We start from the raw sequence: 17,122 nt of genomic DNA on the forward strand, positions 1-17,122 counted from the left end.
CCGTTCGCAAGTGAAACCCGGGCAGCCGAACGTCCTGCTGGTGATCATCGACCAGTTGCGTGCAGACGCGCTCGGCTGCATGGGCAGCCCCTGCGCGCACACGCCGAACATCGACCGGCTGGCACGGCGCGGCATCCTGTTCGCACGGCACCATGCCCAGGGTGCGCCGTGCGGGCCGAGCCGTGCCTCGATCGCCACCGGGCAGTACCTGATGAGCCACAGGGTGGTCAACAACGAGACGCCGACCGCGGCGCATCTGAAGACGCTGCCCTGGTTCCTGCGCGAAGCCGGCCATGAACCGGCGCTGGTCGGCTACACCACGACGCTGCCGGACCTGCGTGCCCTGCATCCGGGCCTGGCGCGGCCGCGCACGCATTCGATCGCGGCCGGATGGGACGTGGTGCGCGACTTCGAAGGCGATCGACGGCACTACCTGGCCTGGCTTTCAGGGCAAGGCTATTCCGTGGGTCCGGATTACGCCGAACTGTTCCGCTGTGCCGCGACAGCCGACGATGCCAGCCGATTCCCGGCCGCGCCGATTGCAGCCGAACATACCGACACCGCCTGGTGCGCCGATGGCGCGCTCGACTACCTCCGCGTCCGCGCCGGGCGCCCCTGGTTCCTGCAACTCGGGTTCTTCCGGCCGCATCCGCCATTCATGGCTACTGCCCCCTTCGACGCGCTGATCGATCCCGGCCGGATCCCGCTGCCGGTACGCGCTGCGAGCGTGGAGCATGAAGCGGCGATACATCCGTTGAACCGGCTGATGCTCGAAACGCTCAGGGCTGGCACGTCGGTAACCGGCATGGCAGGACTGTCCTGCGAGGTCTCGGCCGAAGACCTGCGCCGCATCGCTGTCGCCTATCATGGTCTGGTGGCCGAGGTCGATCATCACCTCGGCCGCGTGCTGGACCATCTCGACGCGACCGGGCAGTCCGGCAATACGCTGGTGATCCTGACCGCCGATCACGCCGAGCAGCTGGGCGACCATCACATGCTGAGCAAACGCGGCTACTACCCGTCCTCGTACCATGTGCCATGCATAATGGTCGACCCACGGCCCGAGGCGGATGCGACACGGGGAAGCACGGTCACCGCCTTCAGCGAGAATGTCGACCTGCTGCCGACGATCCTCGAATGGCTCGGCCAGCCGATCCCCGAACAGTGCGACGGACGTTCGCTGCTCGCGTTCCTGCGGGACACGGTGCCCTCAGGCTGGCGCAGGGAAACACACTGGGAATACGACTTCCGCGATCTCGCTGGCGGAAAAGCGCCACTGCTCCTGGGCATCGCACGCCACCAGTGCAGCCTCGCGGTAATCCGCGACGCCGACCACGCCTACGTGCACTTTGCCGCGCTGCCGCCGCTGCTGTTCGACCTGCGCCGGGATCCAGGCTGGCTGGTGAACAGGGCTGACGATCCCGGGTGGCGCGACGTGGCGCTGGACATGGCCAGACGGATGCTCGACTGGCGCCTCGGTCACGCCGACCGGACGCTGACCTGACGCCCGACCTGCCGCGCCGATCACACCACTCTGCGGCCCGATCGCCAGACCGCGCGTACGACCGGGTGCATGCGGCCCGCTTGCCCTTCGACCAGCCTGACCTGCACCAGATCGGCCCGCTTGCCGATGGCGATCTCGCCCCGATCGTCGAGCGCGACCGACCGGGCCGGGTTCCGCGTCACCAGATTGACGGCCTGCGGGATGTCGAAGCCGGCATCGTCGACCAGCCGGAACGCGGCCATCAGCAGGCTGACCGGGATGTAGTCAGAGGACAGGATGTCGAGCAGGCCGAGCCGCGCCAGTTCGATCGCCGCCACGTTGCCCGAATGCGAGCCGCCACGCACCACGTTCGGGGCACCCATCAGCACCGACATGCCGAATGCGTGCGCCGCCCGTGCCGAGCCTTCGCGGGTCGGGAATTCGCAGATGGCAACGCCGTCGGCATGGGCCTCGTCGACATGTTCGGGCAGTGTGTCGTCATGGCTGGCGAGCGCGATCGCGCGCTGCCTCGCGTATTCGACGAAGTGCCTGCGGTGCGGGGCCGCGTAGCGCTCCTGCACCTGCTTCGCGTTGACCACCTGCGCATCGAACCTGGCGTCGGACCATCCCTTCTTGCCCGTGTAGTAGATGCGTGCCTGCTCGAGGTCTTCCCACTGGCGTTGGCCAGGCGTGTGGTCCATCAGCGAGATCAGGCCCACGCGCGGGTGGTCGATGAAGGGCTCGAACAGCGACAGGGTGTTGGTCGCCGCGAGTTCGCAGCGTACGTGCAGCAGGTGCTCCACGCGCAGCAGGTCGGCTGCGCTGGCGCTGTCGATCATCTCGATCACTTCGCCCCAGCCCTGGCCACGCAGCGCTTCTTCATCGATATCGCCCACGCCCAGCGAGTCGTAGACCGTGGTGATGCCGGAGGCGGCCAGTTCCGCGTCATGGGCAAACAGCGCAGGCAGGGCCGGCCAGCGGACCTTCGGACGCGGCATCAGGTGCCGCTCGAAGTTGTCGGTATGCAGTTCGACCAGGCCCGGGATGAGGAAGTCGCCATCGATGTCCTGCGTGCCGGAGACGCTGGTGCCGCCGGCGGCGATCGCCGCGATGCTGCCGCCGGCCACCGCCAGCGTGCCCTGTACGACCTCGTTGCCGAGTACGAGCCGGGCACTCTTGAAAACCATGTCACTGTTCATCTTGACCTCGGTCCTGGCTGGAAGCAGCCCATGTCGAGTACACGCGTGGCGACCTGCTCGCGGATGTGGGCATCGTGGAAGATCCCGATCACGGTCGTACCGCGCTTTCGTACCTCGTTGATCAGCGCCACGACGGTCGCGCTGTTGCCCGCGTCGAGCGACGCGGTCGGCTCGTCGAGCAGCAGCACGGGCCAGTCGCGCACGAAGCTGCGGGCGAGGTTGATGCGCTGCTGCTCGCCACCGGAGAACGTGGCAGGCGCCACGTGCCACAGGCGCTGCGGTATGCGCAGGCGCAGCAGCAGGTCCTGCGCCTGCCGGTGTGCGTCGCGCAGTGCGTCGGAGTCTGCCCCCGCGCCGGTCAGTAGCGGTTCAGCCACCACGTCGAGCGAACCCACGCGCGGCACCGTGCGCAGGAACTGGCTGACGTAGCCGATCGTGGAACGGCGTATGGCCAGCAGGGTCTGGGCACTGGCCCGGGTCACATCGACCTCGGTGCCGGCCTGCTCCCCGTCGTCGTGCCGCACATGGACCGACCCGGTGCTCGCGCGATAGTTCGCATAGATCAGTTTCAGAAGCGTGCTCTTGCCTGCGCCTGAAGGTCCGTCCAGGGCGATGCATTCGCCGGGGAAGGCCTCGAACGCGACGCCTTCCAGTACAGGAAGTTCGACGCCTCCCTGGTTGTGCAGGACGAACCGCTTCGACAGGCCGGAGGCACGGAGCACGGGTCTCACGCCGACAGCGGGCATCATGGCTGCAGCACCGAGGACACCAGCAACTGCGTGTACGGGTGCTGGGGATCGTCGAGAACCTGGTCGGTCAGGCCGGTCTCCACGACGCGGCCCTCCTTCATCACCATCATCCGGTGCGCCAGCAGCCGCGCCACGGCGAGGTCATGCGTGACCACGATCGCTGCCAGCGACAGGCCGCGGGTGAGCGTGCGCAACAGATCGAGCAGCTTGGCCTGGACGCTCACGTCCAGTCCCGAGGTGGGCTCGTCCATGAACACCAGCCGGGGCCGCGTGACGAGGTTGCGTGCAATCTGCAGGCGCTGGCGCATGCCCCCGGAGAAGGTGGCCGGCGTATCGTCGATCCGTCCCGCGTCCATCTCGACCCGCTGCAGCCAGTTGGCCGCCTCGGTGCGGATGCGGCCGTAGTGTCGCTCGCCCAGGGCCATCAGCCGCTCGCCGACATTCGCCCCGGCGGAGACGTTCATGCGCAGGCCCTGTACCGCATCCTGGTGCACGTAGCCCCAGTCGGTGCGGGCCAGCAAGCGGCGCTGGGCTTCGGACATCGAATACACGTCGACCATGCCATCGTGCCGGGTCATGAATCCGACCCGCCCGGCATCCGGTTTCACGCGCGCCGCGACTGCATTGAGCAGGGTCGTCTTGCCGGAGCCGGACTCGCCGACCACCGCGAGTACCTCGCCCGGCCACAGGTCGAACGAGACATTGTCCACGGCCCGCCGGGCACCGTAGTGCATCGTGACGCCCTGGACGCGAAGCAGCGGGGGGTTATCGGTCATCGTCCTGCCTGTTGAGTCTGCAATGATCGGTGTCGGAACAGACGAACATGTGCCCACCGCTGTCGTCGGTGATCACCTCGTCGAGGAAGCTGTCGGTCGCACCGCACAGTGCACATGGCTCGGTCCAGCGCTGTACTTCGAACGGGTGGTCGTCGAAGGCGAGGCTCTCGACGCTGGTCCAGGGTGGTATCGCGTAGATGCGTTTCTCGCGCCCGGCCCCGAACAGTTGCAACGCCGGGTTCATGTGCATCTTGGGGTTGTCGAACTTCGGGATCGGCGACGGCGCCATCAGGAACCGGCCATCGACCATCACGGGATAGTCGTAGGTGGTGGCGATATGGCCGAAGCGCGCGATATCTTCGTAGAGCTTCACATGCATGAGCCCGTAGTCGGCCAGGCCGTGCATCACGCGGGTCTCGGCCTCGCGTGGCTCCAGCTTCTGCAGCGGCTCCGGCAACGGCACCTGGTAGACGAGGACCTGTCCATCCTGCAGCGGTGTTTCCGGAATCCGGTGCCGGGTCTGGATGATCGTCGCCTCGGTCGTGACCGAGGTCACCGCCACGGCCGTCGTGCGCTGGAAGAAACGCCGGATGTTCACGGCGTTGACGGTGTCGTCGGCACCCTGGTCGATCACCTTGAGGACATCGTCCGGACCGATGATGGATGCGGTCACCTGGATGCCGCCGGTCCCCCAGCCGTAGGGCAGGGGCATCTCGCGCGAACCGAACGGCACCTGGTAGCCCGGAATCGCGACGGCTTTCAGGATCGCGCGGCGGATCATCCGCTTCGTGCGTTCGTCCAGGTAGGCGAAGTTGAAGTTCGCATCGCGCTCGACGGGCGGCGGCAGGTCGCTGACCTTCATGCCGCCTCCGAACCGGCTTCCGGCATCGCTGCGCGCATCTTGCGCACCAGCTCGAGCTCCGACTGGAAGTCGACGTAATGAGGCAGCTTCAGGTGTTGCACGAATCCGGAGGCCTCGAGGTTGTCGGTGTGGGAGAGCACGAACTCCTGCATCTGGGCGGGCGAATCGGCGGCCTCGCCGAGTTCGGAGGCGCGCAGCGCCCGGTCGACCAGCGCCATGCCCATCGCCTTGCGTTCGCTCGCGCCGAAGGCGAGCCCGTAGCCTCGGGTGAACTTCGGCGCTTCGGTCTTCGATCCGGCGAACTGGTTGACCATCTGGCATTCGGTGATCTCGATCTCCCCGATCGACACCGGAAAGCCGAGTTCCTCGGGCTCGATCTCGACGTCGACCAGTCCGAAGCGGATCTCCCCGGCAAACGGGTGCGAGTTCGCATAGCCGCGCTGCGTCGAGTAACCCATCGCGAGCAGGAAGCCTTCGTCGCCGCGCGCCAGGTTCTGCAGCCGCGCGGCACGGTCCGCGGGGAAGCTGATGGGTACGCGGGTGAGGTCGACCGGCTCCGGATCGCCGGGCGAGGGTTCGTGGCTTTCGATCAGCCCCTCGTTGCCGAGCAGATCGACCACGCGGGGTACCGGCCCTGCCTCCGGCTGCGGCGAAGCCACGGGACTCGCGTGTGCCTCGCCCGAGGCTGCCAGCGTGAAGTCGAGCAGGCGCTGGGTGTAGTCGTAGGTGGGCCCGAGGACCTGCCCGCCGGGCAGGTCCTTGAACGTGGCAGAGATCCTTCGCCACAGGCGCATGTCGGCGGTGTCGAGCGGCCGCGAGTAACCGAGCCTGGGCAACGTGGCGCGATAGGCCCTGAGCAGGAAGATCGCTTCCACCAGGTCACCGGCGGCCTGCTTGATCGCCAGCGCGGCCAGTTCGGGATCGTAGACCGACCCTTCGCACATCACGCGATCGACCGACAGCCGCAACTGCTGCTGGATCTGATCCAGGGTCAACTCCGGCACCGAGGCATCGCCGCGGCGCGCCTGCGCGAGCAGCGCATAGGAATTGAGGATCGCGCGTTCGCCACCCTTGACTGCAACGTACACGTCAGCCTTCCAGCCGCGTCGTGCGCGGCAGTGCAGCCAGCGCATCGGCACTGGCGAAGAACACATCGACACCGCACGGGAAGCCGGCGCGGTTTGCAGCCCACTGGCTGGCGAAGGTGCTGCCGATACCTTCTGCCGACAGCCGTGCACGTTCCCGGATGCCCGGGCCGGTCAGGGTCCAGCCGCCAGCGGCAGTCAGCGCAGCGCACTGAACGACCAGCGTGGCCGAACGATCCGGATACGATTCGCTGCCGGCTTCGAAGTCCGAGAGGGACGGCAGATCGGCGCCGCTGGCGACGAGCCCGAAGTCGGCCGACGCCGGCGTCTCCACGATCGTGCACCCGGTATGGAAACGAAGGAATGAGCCGGCGTTGCCGCCGCGCAGCGCCGGCGACAGCCACAGCCGCGTGTCCTGGTCGAGCAGTGCAAGCAGGATGGCCGCAGCGGGGCGGTGCATCCCGGCGGGCGTGGACAGCGCAAGAGACGGCTCCACCGCGATCACCTTTCCGGGATGCGACAGGGCATCCAGGCAATGGCGGAAGACCGTCTGGCTGCCGATCGAGGCATCTTCGAATCCGGCGCCGAGCCCGGACAGGTCGATCGAAGCGTTCATGCGCTGGCCTCCCGCGCCACGGTGAAGAACTCGACGCGTGTCGACTGCGCCTGCTGCTGCATGCGCATGCGGGCGCTTTCCGCAGAACGTTCGAGCGGAGCGATCAGCGTCTGCTGCGCGGCCTCCCGATGCAGGGGTGACTGCAGCAGTGCGTCTGCGAGCGCGGCGAGTTCGGCATGCCGGTGCGAGCGGCCTCGCACATAGGCCACGCCGGTCTCGCCGGTAGCGAGGCGCAACGCACAGCGCGTGACGGTTACTTCGCCGAGGTTGAACCTGTCCCCGGTGCCACCGATCCTGCCGCGCAGCATGAACAGACCCGTCTCGGGCCGGCGCAGCCATTCATGGGCCGGGGGGGGCAGGGCGCCGATGCCCTGCTCGAGTTCATCGAGGGCTGCACGAGCCAGCAGGCCCATCCAGTGACGCCGTCCGTTCACTTCCGGGGACCCGTCAACCGATTGCAACATGGCCACGCTATCGTCCATCCACAAAGTGCGGCAGACCTGCCGCTCCAGAAGAAGGAAGAGGTTATGCCGCAATCATTGCTGTCTCGTGACTGTCCGGTTACGCGATGACGGATGCGCGACATCGCTACGCGATCTACTTCGCGCCCGACCCGCATTGCGGATGGGGTCAGTTCGGAAGCACCTGGCTCGGCCGCTGTGCGGCCGATGGCCTGCCGCGCGTCCCGTTCAAGGTACGCAGCGCCGGTGAACTGGAGATCGAGCAGATGACTGCGGCACCGCGCCGATACGGGTTCCATGCCACGCTGAAGCCGCCGTTCAGGCTTGCCGATGGCAAGGACCGCGAATCACTCGTGCAGGCACTGCATGCCGAGTTCGAAACCTGCGAGGCTTTCGATCTGCCACCGCTCGAACCGCGGTGCCTGGAGGACTTCATCGCTCTGGTGCCCCTGGAGGGAGATCCGCGCAACGATGACGTGGCGGCGATCGCTGCCCGCTGCGTGATGGCCTTCGATGCGTGGCGCGCGCCGCTCAACGCAGCGGAGATCGCACGCCGTGCCGTGGATCCCGCGGATACCCGCGCATCCGAACTGTTGTCGCGATGGGGCTATCCGTGGGTGCTCGATCGCTTCCGCTTCCATCTCTCGCTAACCGGTGCGCTCGACCCCGGTCAGGCCGCCCGATCAGGTCCGCTGCTCGAGGACATCGCGCGCCTGCTGCCTGCCGTTCCGATGCGCTTCGATGCCGTCTGCCTGTTCGAAGAAGCGCAGCCCGGCCTGCCTCTGCGGCTCGTCGAGCGCATCGGATTCCGGGCATGAACGGGCGCCTGGTGCTGGTGGTCGGTCCGTCGGGTGCCGGCAAGGACAGCGTGATCGACTGGGCAAGCGCGCGCCTGGCAGCCGCAGAGGTCGCGCACGTACGCTTCGCCCGGCGCACCATCAACCGCCCCGAAGATGCGGGGGGCGAACGGCATGTCGCCGTCGATGACGAAACGTTCGATCGGATGCGCGAGGCTGGGGCTTTCGCACTCTGGTGGCGGGCGAACGGACATGCCTACGGCATCGGCGTCGAGATCGTCGAGTGGCTTGCCGCCGGATACACCGTGGTAGTCAGCGGCTCACGTGCCGGATTGCGCGACGCGGCCGCGCGCTTCCCGGGACTTGAAGTGGTCACCATCACCGCCCCGGAAGCCCTGCTGCGCCAGCGGCTGCTCGAGCGCGGACGCGAATCGCCGTACGAGGTCGATGCGCGGCTTGAACGCGCACGCAGCGTGACGGTCGCCCCGGATCTGCCGGGCATCACGATCATCAACGACCGGACGCTCGAGGAAGCCGGTGCGGTTCTGCTCGATTGCCTGCTGCGGCCTCCCTACGTCGACCGACTCGCCAGGAACGCCAGCACCACCTTCGCCGTCGCATCCGGATCGGTGCCGGCGGCGTGATAGCCGTCGATCGGCACGATCTCCAGTTGCGAGCCGGGGATCGTCTGCTGCCAGCGCGACATCGTCGCGCGGTCCTTGCCGGCGGCGTTGGTGCCGATCACCAGCGTCGGGCACTGGATGCGCGGGATATCCTCGCGGATGTCGATCGCACCGACCCAGCGCAGGTAGGCCTTGGCGGTGGACAGCGCGGTGGCGCCCATCATGTCGACCCACCAGTCGATGCCGCGCTCGGGCATCCGGCTGCCGAGCCGGTTGCGCATCGTCTTGCGCGCCCAGCTGCGCATGCCGTGCTGCTCCATGTGTTCGATCCATCCGTCACCGCTGGGCGGGGTGACGATCGAGCTGCAGAGCGTGAGCGTCTTCACCAGGTCGGGCCGGTTCGCCGCGAGCATCGCGCTGCTGATGCCGCCGCTCTTGCCGCCGACCACGTGCACCGGGCCACCACCTGCGACGTGGTTCACGATGCGCACCAGGTCATCGACGAACAGCTCGGTCGACAGCGGGAAGTCCTCCGCGACCGGGCCTGACTTGCCGAAGCCCCGCTGGTCGATCCGGATCATCCGGTAGCGGCGCGAGAAGTGCGGCACCCAGGCGCGCCACGCGTCGAGGTTCTCGGTGAACCCGTGCACGAACAGCACCGTCTCGGGCGTGGTCCAAGCGTCGGTGTGGTCGTCGATCTCGTAGTACAGCTTCGCGTCGGGCAGTTCCAGGAAAGGCATGTTCCGTTCCTTCTATTCGGGCTTGATGCCGGCGTGGCGGATCACCTTCGCCCACTTGTCGATGTCCGTGCGGATCACCTTCGCGAACTCGGCGGGCGTGTTGCCGACCGGCATCGCGCCTTCGTTGGCCAGCAGCTTGAGGAAGTCGGGCGAGTTCACCACCTGCACCACTTCACGGTTCATCCGGTCGATGATCGACGCGGGCGTCCCGGTGGGTGTGAGCAGCCCGTTCCAGCCCAGGGCTTCATAGCCGGGCACCGACTCGCCGATCGCCGGCACGTCGGGCAGCGACGGCAGCCGCCTCGGACTGCTCACGCCCAGTGCACGGATGCGTCCGGACTGGATGTGCGGCAGCGCCGAGGCGACCGAGGCAATGAAGTAGTACTGGATCTCGCCCTGAATCAGCGCGGTCAGGATCTGCGGGCTGCCCTTGTACGCGACATGGGTGCCGTTCAGCGCCGTGGTCGATGACAGCAGTTCCGCGGCCAGGTGGCCGATGCTGCCGCGGCCAACTGATCCGTAGTTGAGCCTGGATGCCGGGTCTTTCGACATCGCGATCAGTTCCTGTACCGTCTTTGCGTGGCTGTTGCCCGGCACCAGCAGCGTCGTCGATACCGCACTCACCAGGGTGATCGGCGCGAAGTCGCGCAGCGTGTCGTAGGGCAGGCTGGCATACAGGCTCGGATTCACGACATGGGTCGGGAACACCATCAGCAGGTTGTAGCCGTCTGCCGGTGCCTTGGCGATGATCGACGAGCCGACGATGCCGCTCGCGCCGGGCCGGTTGTCGACGATCACCTGCTGGCCGAAGCGTTCGGTCAGGCGCTGCCCGATCGCGCGGGCGAGGATGTCGGTGACGCCACCGGCGCCGGAAGGCACGACGAAGCGGATCGGACGCGACGGATAAGGTTCGGCGGCGCTGGCCACGCCGGGGAGGACAGGCAGCGTGGCGAGGGCGATCGCGATGACCGACGCGGCTTCAGGGTTCGACAAGGGGATCCTCCGGCGATCGGATGTGCTGATCGGCGGCCGTACGGATGCGGCGCGCCGACCCCGCTACTGGGTGAACCTGGGCATCGCGCGCACTGCGTCGCCGATGCGGCGCGCGTCGGCGTCCAGGAACTTCTGGAACTCCGGCGCATCGAGATAGGCCACGGGCGTGAGCACCTTCGACATCGCGTTGCGATAGTCCTCGCCGGTGGCCACCTGGCGCACTGCGTCGCGCAACTGCCGGACCACGGCATCGGGCGTGCCACGCAGCGCGAACAGCCCAACCCAGAAGTAGAACTCGACGTTGTAGCCCGACTCGATCAGCGTCGGCGCCTCGGGGAACATGGGATTGCGCTCTGCACCCCAGGTGGCAAACACCCGCACCTTGCCCGCCTTGACGTGGGGCGCGGCGAGCGCCGGTGGCGAGGACCACATGGTCGCCTGCCCTGCGAGCACGGCCGTCATTGCCGGCGCGCCGCCTACGTAGGGAACGTCCTGCAGGCGAATGCCGGCCGCTTTCGCGAACATCTCCATCGGGATATGCGATGGCCCGTAGACGCCCGAGTGCGAGTACATCATCTCGCCGGGCAGTCGCCGCGCCGCAGCGACGAGTTCCTTGACCGACTTCCACTGCGCGGCCGGATTGGCCACCAGGATCGACGGGTCGGCCGTCAGGCGCGCGATGGGTATGAACTGGTCGCGGGTGAAGGCGGGCGCCTTCTTGAAGAGCGCGTCTACCTCGGGGAGGATGTTGTAGGACGGCAGCGTGGCGAGCAGTGTGTAACCGTCGGGCTTGGCGGCGGCGGCGGCGGTCATCCCCAGCGCGCCAGCCGCACCCGGGCGGTTGACGATCAACAACGGTTGCTTGAGGACCTTCTCCACCAGCGCCGCCAGGGGGCGCATCGCGAGGTCGGCGCCGCCGCCGGGCGGGAAGGGCACGATGACCGTGACCGGCCGCGTCGGGAAACTGTCCTGCGCCATTGCAGGCGCAGGCGCTGATGCAGACAATGCAGCAGCAAGTGCGGCAACCAGCGGTGGCAGCGAGATCAGGGACAGTGAACGGACCGAATGGGGCTTGCGTATCTGGATCATCGTCGGGACTCCCGATCTGGCTGCGGACGGAGCGCAACTATAAGCAAACTTCCTGCCCGGCAGTAGGCTTTCGCGCGGGCGTGCGCCTGATGCCATGTGTGATGTCATGTTGCGATCACACCTTGCCGATGCTAGCCTGCGCGGCTCACTGTTGCGCATCGGCGATGCGCGGAACCGGGCCCGCCGTCATGATCGGAACACGCTTCAACGAAGACCTCGCACAGGTCTGCCGCATCCTTGCGCAGCACCGGATGCTCGACCTCTGGGGGCATGCCAGCCTGCGCGTGCCACGGTCGGAGGTGATCGCGGTGACGCCGCGCTTCCACAAGGGCGTGCTGCCGCAGACGATCACCGGCGACGACATCCTGGTGTGCGACCTCGACGGGCGCGTGCTGGAAGGGCGGGGCGAACTGCCGCTGCAGTTCGCGGTCGACCTCGCGCTGTATCGCGCGTCGCCGAAAACCGGGGCCTGCATCGCCAGTTCACCGAAGACCGCGCTGGCCGCCGGTATCTCGGGGGCGAGCTTCCAGCCGATCACCCACATGGAAAGCGAGACGCTGTTCCGCAAGCCGGCCAACCTGCCGGGCGACCTGGCGACCGGCGAAGCTGGCGATGCCACCGCGGCCCTTGCCGCCGAACTGAAGCGCGCCGGCCTGGTACAGCAGCGCGGCATCGCCGTCTGGACCAGCGGCGTCGATGTGTTCGACGCGCTGACCGTCGCGTACCACCATGAATACCTGGCGCAGGCGAACCTGGTGCTTGCGGGCACCGCGCGGCCGGTGGCAGCGGTCGCGCAGCCCGATTCCGAGCGACTCTGGTCGCAGTTCTCCGGGCAGCACCACTACATCGAGTTCCTGCAGTCGCTGGATCCGGGGCCGATCGCGCATCCGTGGCATTCGTTCGTCGCCGCGCACGTTCGTCCCGACGATCCGCATGGCGAACTGAAGGCGGCGATCGCGCTGAGCTGCCGCGCGCTGTGGACACGCGACACGCTGGTCGCCTTCCTCGAGCACATCAGCCATCGCCTGCCCGAGCCCGACCGCTTCCTGATGAGCGCCGCGCACAGCTTCCGCGACATGCTGCCGGAACACCTCGTGCTGCTCGACTTCCGCGCCAACTGGCTCGGTGGCCCGAAGCCGCCGAACTTCAAGTGGTTCCATGCACAGCTGCTGGCCGAGCGCACCGATGCGCAGGCAGTGGTGCATACCCACGACCTGTACGGACGCGCCTATGCCGGATCGATCGACCGGCTGGTGCCGGCCAGCCCGATCGGCCTGCGCATCGCCACCCTCTCGCTGCCGGTGTATCCGCGCTGCGACCTGATCGTCGATGTCGAGGTGCGCCGGCAGACGCTCGATGCGCTGGGCACCGGCCCGATCGTGCACGAGGTCGGGCATGGCACCGATTTCGTCGCGACCACGCTCGAGCAGGCGACGGTCGATGCGATCCAACGCGAACAGTTCCTCTCGCTGCACAACCTCGCCGAGCGGTTCGGTACGCCCCGTCCGCTGCCTGCAGCGACCGTCGAGCGCCTCGCTGAGGTCGAGCCGTCCGCCGACGACTGGTGGTGGTTCCACACGGCCGAGATCGGCGCCGTGCGCCGCAGTGCCGGTGGCCTGAACTGAAGCAACCAGGAAAGCAACGTCCATGACCGACCAGGAACTCGCCGCGCAGATGAAGCTCACGCACGGCATCGCCATCGACCCCGCTTCGGCACTTGCCGCGGCAGGCCTCGTCGCCGGCCTCAATACCACGGTACGCGATGCGGCGACCGCGAAGCTCGCGTTCGAGGACGAGCCCTCGCATTACCTGACGCTCCTCGCCACGGGCGGGAAGCGATGACCCAGGATCTCGCCGGGCTCACGCTGGTCGAACTCGCGACTGCGATCGCGGATGGCAGCATTACCTCGGTTGCGGCCACCGCATGGTCGCTCGAGCGGCTGCGCCGCATCGGACCGCAGCTCAACTGCATCGCGGTGCTGTCGGACGACACGGTGCTCGCGCAGGCCGAAACGCGCGACCGCGAGCGCGCGGCCGGCAAGCTGCGTGGCAAGCTGCATGGCGTGCCGCTCGCACACAAGGACCTGTTCTATCGCGCGGGCCGCGTCGTCGCGTCGGGCAGCAAGGTGCGCGCGGGCTTCGTGCCCGACAGCACCGCCACCGTGCTGGAGCGGCTCGATGGCGCTGGTGCGCTCGACCTCGGCTCGTTGCACATGTGCGAATTCGCCTACAGCCCGACCGGCTTCAACCAGCAGATGGGTCATGCCCGCAATCCATGGGATCGCGAGCGCGTGCCCGGTGGTTCATCCAGCGGCTCCGGTGCTGCGGTCGGCGCGCGGCTGGTGCACGGCTCCCTGGGTTCGGACTCCGGTGGTTCGTTGCGCCATCCGGCCTCGCTGTGCGGGCTCTCCGGCCTGAAGCCGACCCAGACCCGCGTGCCGCGCTTCGGCGTGCTGCCCCTGTCGCATTCGCTCGACTGCGTCGGCCCGCTGGCACCGGCCGCGCGCGACGTGGCACGGCTGCTGTCGGTGATCGCCGGCGCGGACGTGCGCGATGCGACCGCGTCGACGCAGCCGGTGCCCGACTACGAGTCGCTGCTCGATGGCGATATTCGCGGGCTGCGCATCGCGGTGCCGGACAACTACTACTACGACACCGTGGCCGATGAAGTGCGGGTGCTGCTCGAGGCCAGCCTCGACGTGCTGCGCGGGCTGGGTGCGAGCGTGGTGCGCGTGACCGTGCCGGATATCCCTCAGGTCAATTCGCTCGCGCAGCTGGTGATGGCCGTCGAGGCTGCGACCGTGCATCGCAAGTGGCTGGCGGAGCGGCGCGACGACTACGGGGCGATCGTGCGCAGCCGGGTCGAGCCCGGACTGCTGGTGCCGGCCGTGCGCTACTGCGAGGCGCTCAACCTCCGTGCGCGCATCACGTCGGAATTCATCGACGCCACGCTGGGCCAGGCGGACGTGCTGCACCTGCCGGCGGTGACCATCCCGGTGCCGACGATCGACGAGACCACCACCGATACACCCGATCGGGTGAATGCCCGGCTGGGTGCCATCACGCATGCCACGCGCGGCATCAACTACCTCGGGCTGCCGGCCGCCAGCGTGCCGATGGGCTTCACGGCCAACGGCATGCCGGCCGGGTTCCAGCTCGTCGGCCGGCCGTTCGACGAGGGCGGGCTGCTGCGCGTGGCCGATGCCTACCAGCGGGTGACCGACTGGCACCGGCGGCATCCAGGGCTCTGAGCCGCGAAGCGCCCGATCATCCTCGACTGCCGGGCGGTGTTCCGGATGGTCGAAGACCTGCAGGCGCCCAAGTGCGGCTCAGCTGCCCGGCACGATCCCCGCCGGCAGAGACTCGACGTACTCGCAGATGCCTCCCGGGTGGGTCAGCCAGATCTTGTCGCGGTGCCTCAACACATGCTCGATCACGCGCCGGAACTGGCGTGCACGGTACGGCTGGCCGAGGATGAAGCTGTGCAGCACGAGCGGCATCACCAGCGGCCGGCGCTCTGATTCCTCGAGCAGTTCGTCGAACTGGTCGATCAGGCTCTCGCAGTAGAGCTGCGAGGGGGTGCGGCGCGAAACGGCCTCGAACGAATCGTTGAGCTCATGCGCGTACGGGACCGAGAGGATCGGCCCGTGCTTCGTGCGGAACCACACTGGCTGGTCGTCGAGCGGCCAGTCCATCATGTAGCGGTAGCCGGCCTCCTTCAGCAGGTCGGGCGACTGGTGGGTCTGGGCGATGTACGGCGCGAGCCAGCCGAGCGGCTTCTTCCCCTCGTGCTGCTCGATCGCCGCGGTCGCCTCGAAGATGCATTCGCGTTCCTGCTCGGGCGTCATGTCGCTCTGCCGCTCGACGTTGCTGCGGCCATGGCCGACGATCTCGTCGCCGCGCTCGCGGAAGGCGGCGATCATCTCGGGGCAGTAGTCGTACAGCGCGGTGTTGATCAGCAGCGCCATCGGCAGTTCGTACTTCTGCGCCATCTCGAGCAGGCGCCAGGCACCCACCCGGTTGCCGTAGTCGCGCCAGGCATAGCTGCGGCTGTTGGGCTGCGGCGACGGCGGGCCGTAGTCGTTGCCCAGCCCTTCGCCGAAGGAGAAGTGCTCGACGTTCAGCGACAGGTGCACCGCGAGCCGCTTGCCCCCCGGCCAGGAATAGTCGGGGCGGCGCGTGATTGCCGAGTAGTCGTAGCGACCGTGTGTCTTAAGCTTCAGCATGTACGGCCTCCGGTATCCAGCACGTCCGAGAACGTGGCGAAATCATCGATGCGTTCGATGGCCATCAGCCCATCGAGCAGGCGTTCGGTGGCGTCCGTGCCCCAGGCAGGGATGCCGAGTTCCCGGAACTTGGCCTTGAGCTCGTCGTCGGAGTGCGGCGTGGCCGGCTCGCCCTTGGTCACTACCGAGTGGCCTTCGTATGCCGTGCCGTCGCGCATGACGATCTTCAGGTCGACCGGCTGCTCGGCCGGATAGCGCGCGCTGTAGGCCGGGTCTTCCTGCAGGTCGACCTTCTTCGCGATCGCCTGGATCGCCGGGTTGTCGACCGCGGGCTGCTCGTAGGCGGCCAGGCTGGAACGGCCATGGTGCAGCAGCGTCGCCAGGATGAACGGCACCGAGAAGCGCGCGCCGAAGCTGGACACCACCGCCTTCTCGGCGAGCATCGCGCAGCGTGCATAGGCTCGAACCTCGATGCGTTCGATCGCGGCCGGGTCGAGGCGGCCACCGGGCACCGCCCGCAGCAGGTCGAGCAGGGCATCGATCGCGGAGTGTGCGTAGCGGCCGGTCGGGTACAGCTTGAAGTAATTCAGCGCGATGAGCCATTCGCTGCCAAGGCCGTCCACGGCCTTCTGCGGATCGAAGGCCTCGCCGTAGATGCGCCCGTAGACAGTACGGTAGCTGTCGACCTCTCCGGTGAAGCCGCATTCGACCAGGCGTGCCGCAGTGAGCCCCATGAAGCCTGAGTGGCCGGTGAAGATGTTGCGTACCGTCGCACCGTCGAGCAGCGTCTGCCGGCTCGAGGCCATGCCCATCGTGGCCGAGACGTTCAGCACCTCGAGCATCTGCGCGGCGCTGAAGCCGCGCAGGCAGGCTGCGGCGACGGCGGTGCCGATCACGCCGTAGGTGCCGTGCGGATGCACCGCGATACGCGTCGCGGTGGCGCGGCTCACGCGCGAGGAGACCTCGTAGCCCAGCGCCACCGCGCGCAGCAGGTCTGCGCCACTCGAACCCAGTTGCTGCGCGAGTGCGACCGCACCCGGCACGACCTGGATGCCCGGATGCCCGTGGGCGAACAGGTTGCCTTCGTCGAGTTCGAGCCAGGTGCCCGCGCTGCCTCCGAGCAGCGCTGCATCGAGCGGATCGGCCCTGCGGGCGGTGCCGATCACCCAGGCACGGCCGGGCGCGCGGCCCTCGAGGTGGCGCTCGACGAAGGTCTGCATCTCGGGCTGCGCCATGCCGGCGGCGATGACCGGGATGCAGTCGGCGAGGATCCAGCGTGCCTTGTGCAGCGCGGCCGGCGACAGGGCGGACAGCGGCGTGCGGGTGGCGAAGTCGGCGAGCGTGACCAGCCAGTCGGGTGGGGTGCGGTCGCTCATCGGGACGCCGCCTGCATCCGGGGCGGCGCGGCGCTCATCGGTACGCG

General features: G+C 68.0%; 18 protein-coding genes. 6 read left to right on the forward strand and 12 right to left on the reverse strand.

Going from position 1 to position 17,122, the window contains the following annotated elements; translation table 11 throughout:
* Positions 1–10 precede the first annotated feature (10 nt).
* Positions 11–1,504, forward strand: a complete 1,494-nt coding sequence (locus ING98_04835) for an alkaline phosphatase family protein (GenBank protein MCA3101177.1) — start codon at positions 11–13, stop codon at positions 1,502–1,504.
* Positions 1,505–1,524: 20 nt separating this feature from the next.
* On the opposite strand, the gene ING98_04840 is transcribed toward ING98_04835, so the two are convergent.
* From ING98_04840 to phnG, 7 genes are read right to left on the reverse strand one after another with little or no spacing between them, the layout of a single operon-like run.
* Positions 1,525–2,682, reverse strand: a complete 1,158-nt coding sequence (locus ING98_04840; protein ID MCA3101178.1) for an alpha-D-ribose 1-methylphosphonate 5-triphosphate diphosphatase — start codon at positions 2,680–2,682, stop codon at positions 1,525–1,527.
* Entirely contained in the window at positions 2,679–3,428 is a 750-nt protein-coding gene (gene phnL, locus ING98_04845; GenBank protein ID MCA3101179.1) for a phosphonate C-P lyase system protein PhnL, read from the reverse strand. Before phnL ends, ING98_04840 begins: the two co-directional genes overlap by 4 nt.
* Complete coding sequence (gene phnK, locus ING98_04850) at positions 3,428–4,207, reverse strand: phosphonate C-P lyase system protein PhnK (GenBank protein ID MCA3101180.1); 780 nt, start codon at positions 4,205–4,207, stop codon at positions 3,428–3,430. The genes phnL and phnK overlap by 1 nt, the downstream gene beginning before the upstream one ends.
* Positions 4,197–5,069 (reverse strand): alpha-D-ribose 1-methylphosphonate 5-phosphate C-P-lyase PhnJ, encoded by an 873-nt coding sequence (locus ING98_04855; protein ID MCA3101181.1) that lies wholly within the window; start codon positions 5,067–5,069, stop codon positions 4,197–4,199. The genes phnK and ING98_04855 overlap by 11 nt, the downstream gene beginning before the upstream one ends.
* Positions 5,066–6,157, reverse strand: coding sequence for a carbon-phosphorus lyase complex subunit PhnI (locus tag ING98_04860; GenBank protein ID MCA3101182.1), 1,092 nt, complete (start codon positions 6,155–6,157; stop codon positions 5,066–5,068). Before ING98_04860 ends, ING98_04855 begins: the two co-directional genes overlap by 4 nt.
* Before the next feature lies 1 nt (position 6,158).
* Complete coding sequence (gene phnH / locus ING98_04865; protein MCA3101183.1) at positions 6,159–6,770, reverse strand: phosphonate C-P lyase system protein PhnH; 612 nt, start codon at positions 6,768–6,770, stop codon at positions 6,159–6,161.
* Complete coding sequence (gene phnG, locus ING98_04870; GenBank protein MCA3101184.1) at positions 6,767–7,234, reverse strand: phosphonate C-P lyase system protein PhnG; 468 nt, start codon at positions 7,232–7,234, stop codon at positions 6,767–6,769. The genes phnH and phnG overlap by 4 nt, the downstream gene beginning before the upstream one ends.
* A 104-nt stretch (positions 7,235–7,338) precedes the next feature.
* Here phnG and ING98_04875 point away from each other — a divergent pair, with 104 nt between their 5' ends.
* Complete coding sequence (locus tag ING98_04875; GenBank protein MCA3101185.1) at positions 7,339–8,049, forward strand: DUF1045 domain-containing protein; 711 nt, start codon at positions 7,339–7,341, stop codon at positions 8,047–8,049.
* Positions 8,046–8,672 carry a phosphonate metabolism protein/1,5-bisphosphokinase (PRPP-forming) PhnN gene (phnN, locus tag ING98_04880; GenBank protein ID MCA3101186.1) on the forward strand — a complete coding sequence of 209 codons (627 nt, stop codon included), beginning with the start codon at positions 8,046–8,048 and terminating at the stop codon, positions 8,670–8,672. The genes ING98_04875 and phnN overlap by 4 nt, the downstream gene beginning before the upstream one ends.
* On the opposite strand, the gene ING98_04885 is transcribed toward phnN, so the two are convergent.
* The 3 genes from ING98_04885 to ING98_04895 all read right to left on the reverse strand — a co-directional run bounded on the left by ING98_04885 (position 8,600) and on the right by ING98_04895 (position 11,473).
* Complete coding sequence (locus ING98_04885; protein MCA3101187.1) at positions 8,600–9,391, reverse strand: alpha/beta hydrolase; 792 nt, start codon at positions 9,389–9,391, stop codon at positions 8,600–8,602. The two genes, phnN and ING98_04885, sit on opposite strands and share 73 nt — an antisense overlap.
* 12 nt (positions 9,392–9,403) lie before the next feature.
* Entirely contained in the window at positions 9,404–10,384 is a 981-nt protein-coding gene (locus ING98_04890; protein MCA3101188.1) for a tripartite tricarboxylate transporter substrate binding protein, read from the reverse strand.
* 63 nt (positions 10,385–10,447) lie between these two features.
* Entirely contained in the window at positions 10,448–11,473 is a 1,026-nt protein-coding gene (locus tag ING98_04895) for a tripartite tricarboxylate transporter substrate binding protein (GenBank protein MCA3101189.1), read from the reverse strand.
* Positions 11,474–11,661: 188 nt separating this feature from the next.
* Here ING98_04895 and ING98_04900 point away from each other — a divergent pair, with 188 nt between their 5' ends.
* The 3 genes from ING98_04900 to ING98_04910 are packed head-to-tail and all read left to right on the forward strand — an operon-like array spanning position 11,662 to position 14,724.
* A complete protein-coding gene (locus ING98_04900; GenBank protein ID MCA3101190.1) occupies positions 11,662–13,098 on the forward strand; it encodes a class II aldolase/adducin family protein in 1,437 nt (478 codons plus the stop codon).
* A 22-nt stretch (positions 13,099–13,120) separates the two neighbouring features.
* Positions 13,121–13,315, forward strand: a complete 195-nt coding sequence (locus ING98_04905; GenBank protein MCA3101191.1) for a hypothetical protein — start codon at positions 13,121–13,123, stop codon at positions 13,313–13,315.
* Positions 13,312–14,724: an amidase gene (locus ING98_04910; protein MCA3101192.1), complete on the forward strand. Its 1,413-nt coding sequence runs from the start codon at positions 13,312–13,314 to the stop codon at positions 14,722–14,724. The genes ING98_04905 and ING98_04910 overlap by 4 nt, the downstream gene beginning before the upstream one ends.
* Before the next feature lie 78 nt (positions 14,725–14,802).
* Here ING98_04910 and ING98_04915 read toward each other — a convergent pair whose 3' ends face one another.
* Together ING98_04915 and ING98_04920 are read right to left on the reverse strand one after the other, a co-directional pair.
* Complete coding sequence (locus ING98_04915; protein MCA3101193.1) at positions 14,803–15,699, reverse strand: polysaccharide deacetylase family protein; 897 nt, start codon at positions 15,697–15,699, stop codon at positions 14,803–14,805.
* Positions 15,693–17,075, reverse strand: coding sequence for an MmgE/PrpD family protein (locus ING98_04920; protein MCA3101194.1), 1,383 nt, complete (start codon positions 17,073–17,075; stop codon positions 15,693–15,695). The genes ING98_04915 and ING98_04920 overlap by 7 nt, the downstream gene beginning before the upstream one ends.
* Positions 17,076–17,122: the final 47 nt, after the last annotated feature.

It is taken from the genome of Rhodocyclaceae bacterium, assembly GCA_020248265.1.
GTDB lineage: Bacteria > Pseudomonadota > Gammaproteobacteria > Burkholderiales > CAIKXV01 > CAIKXV01.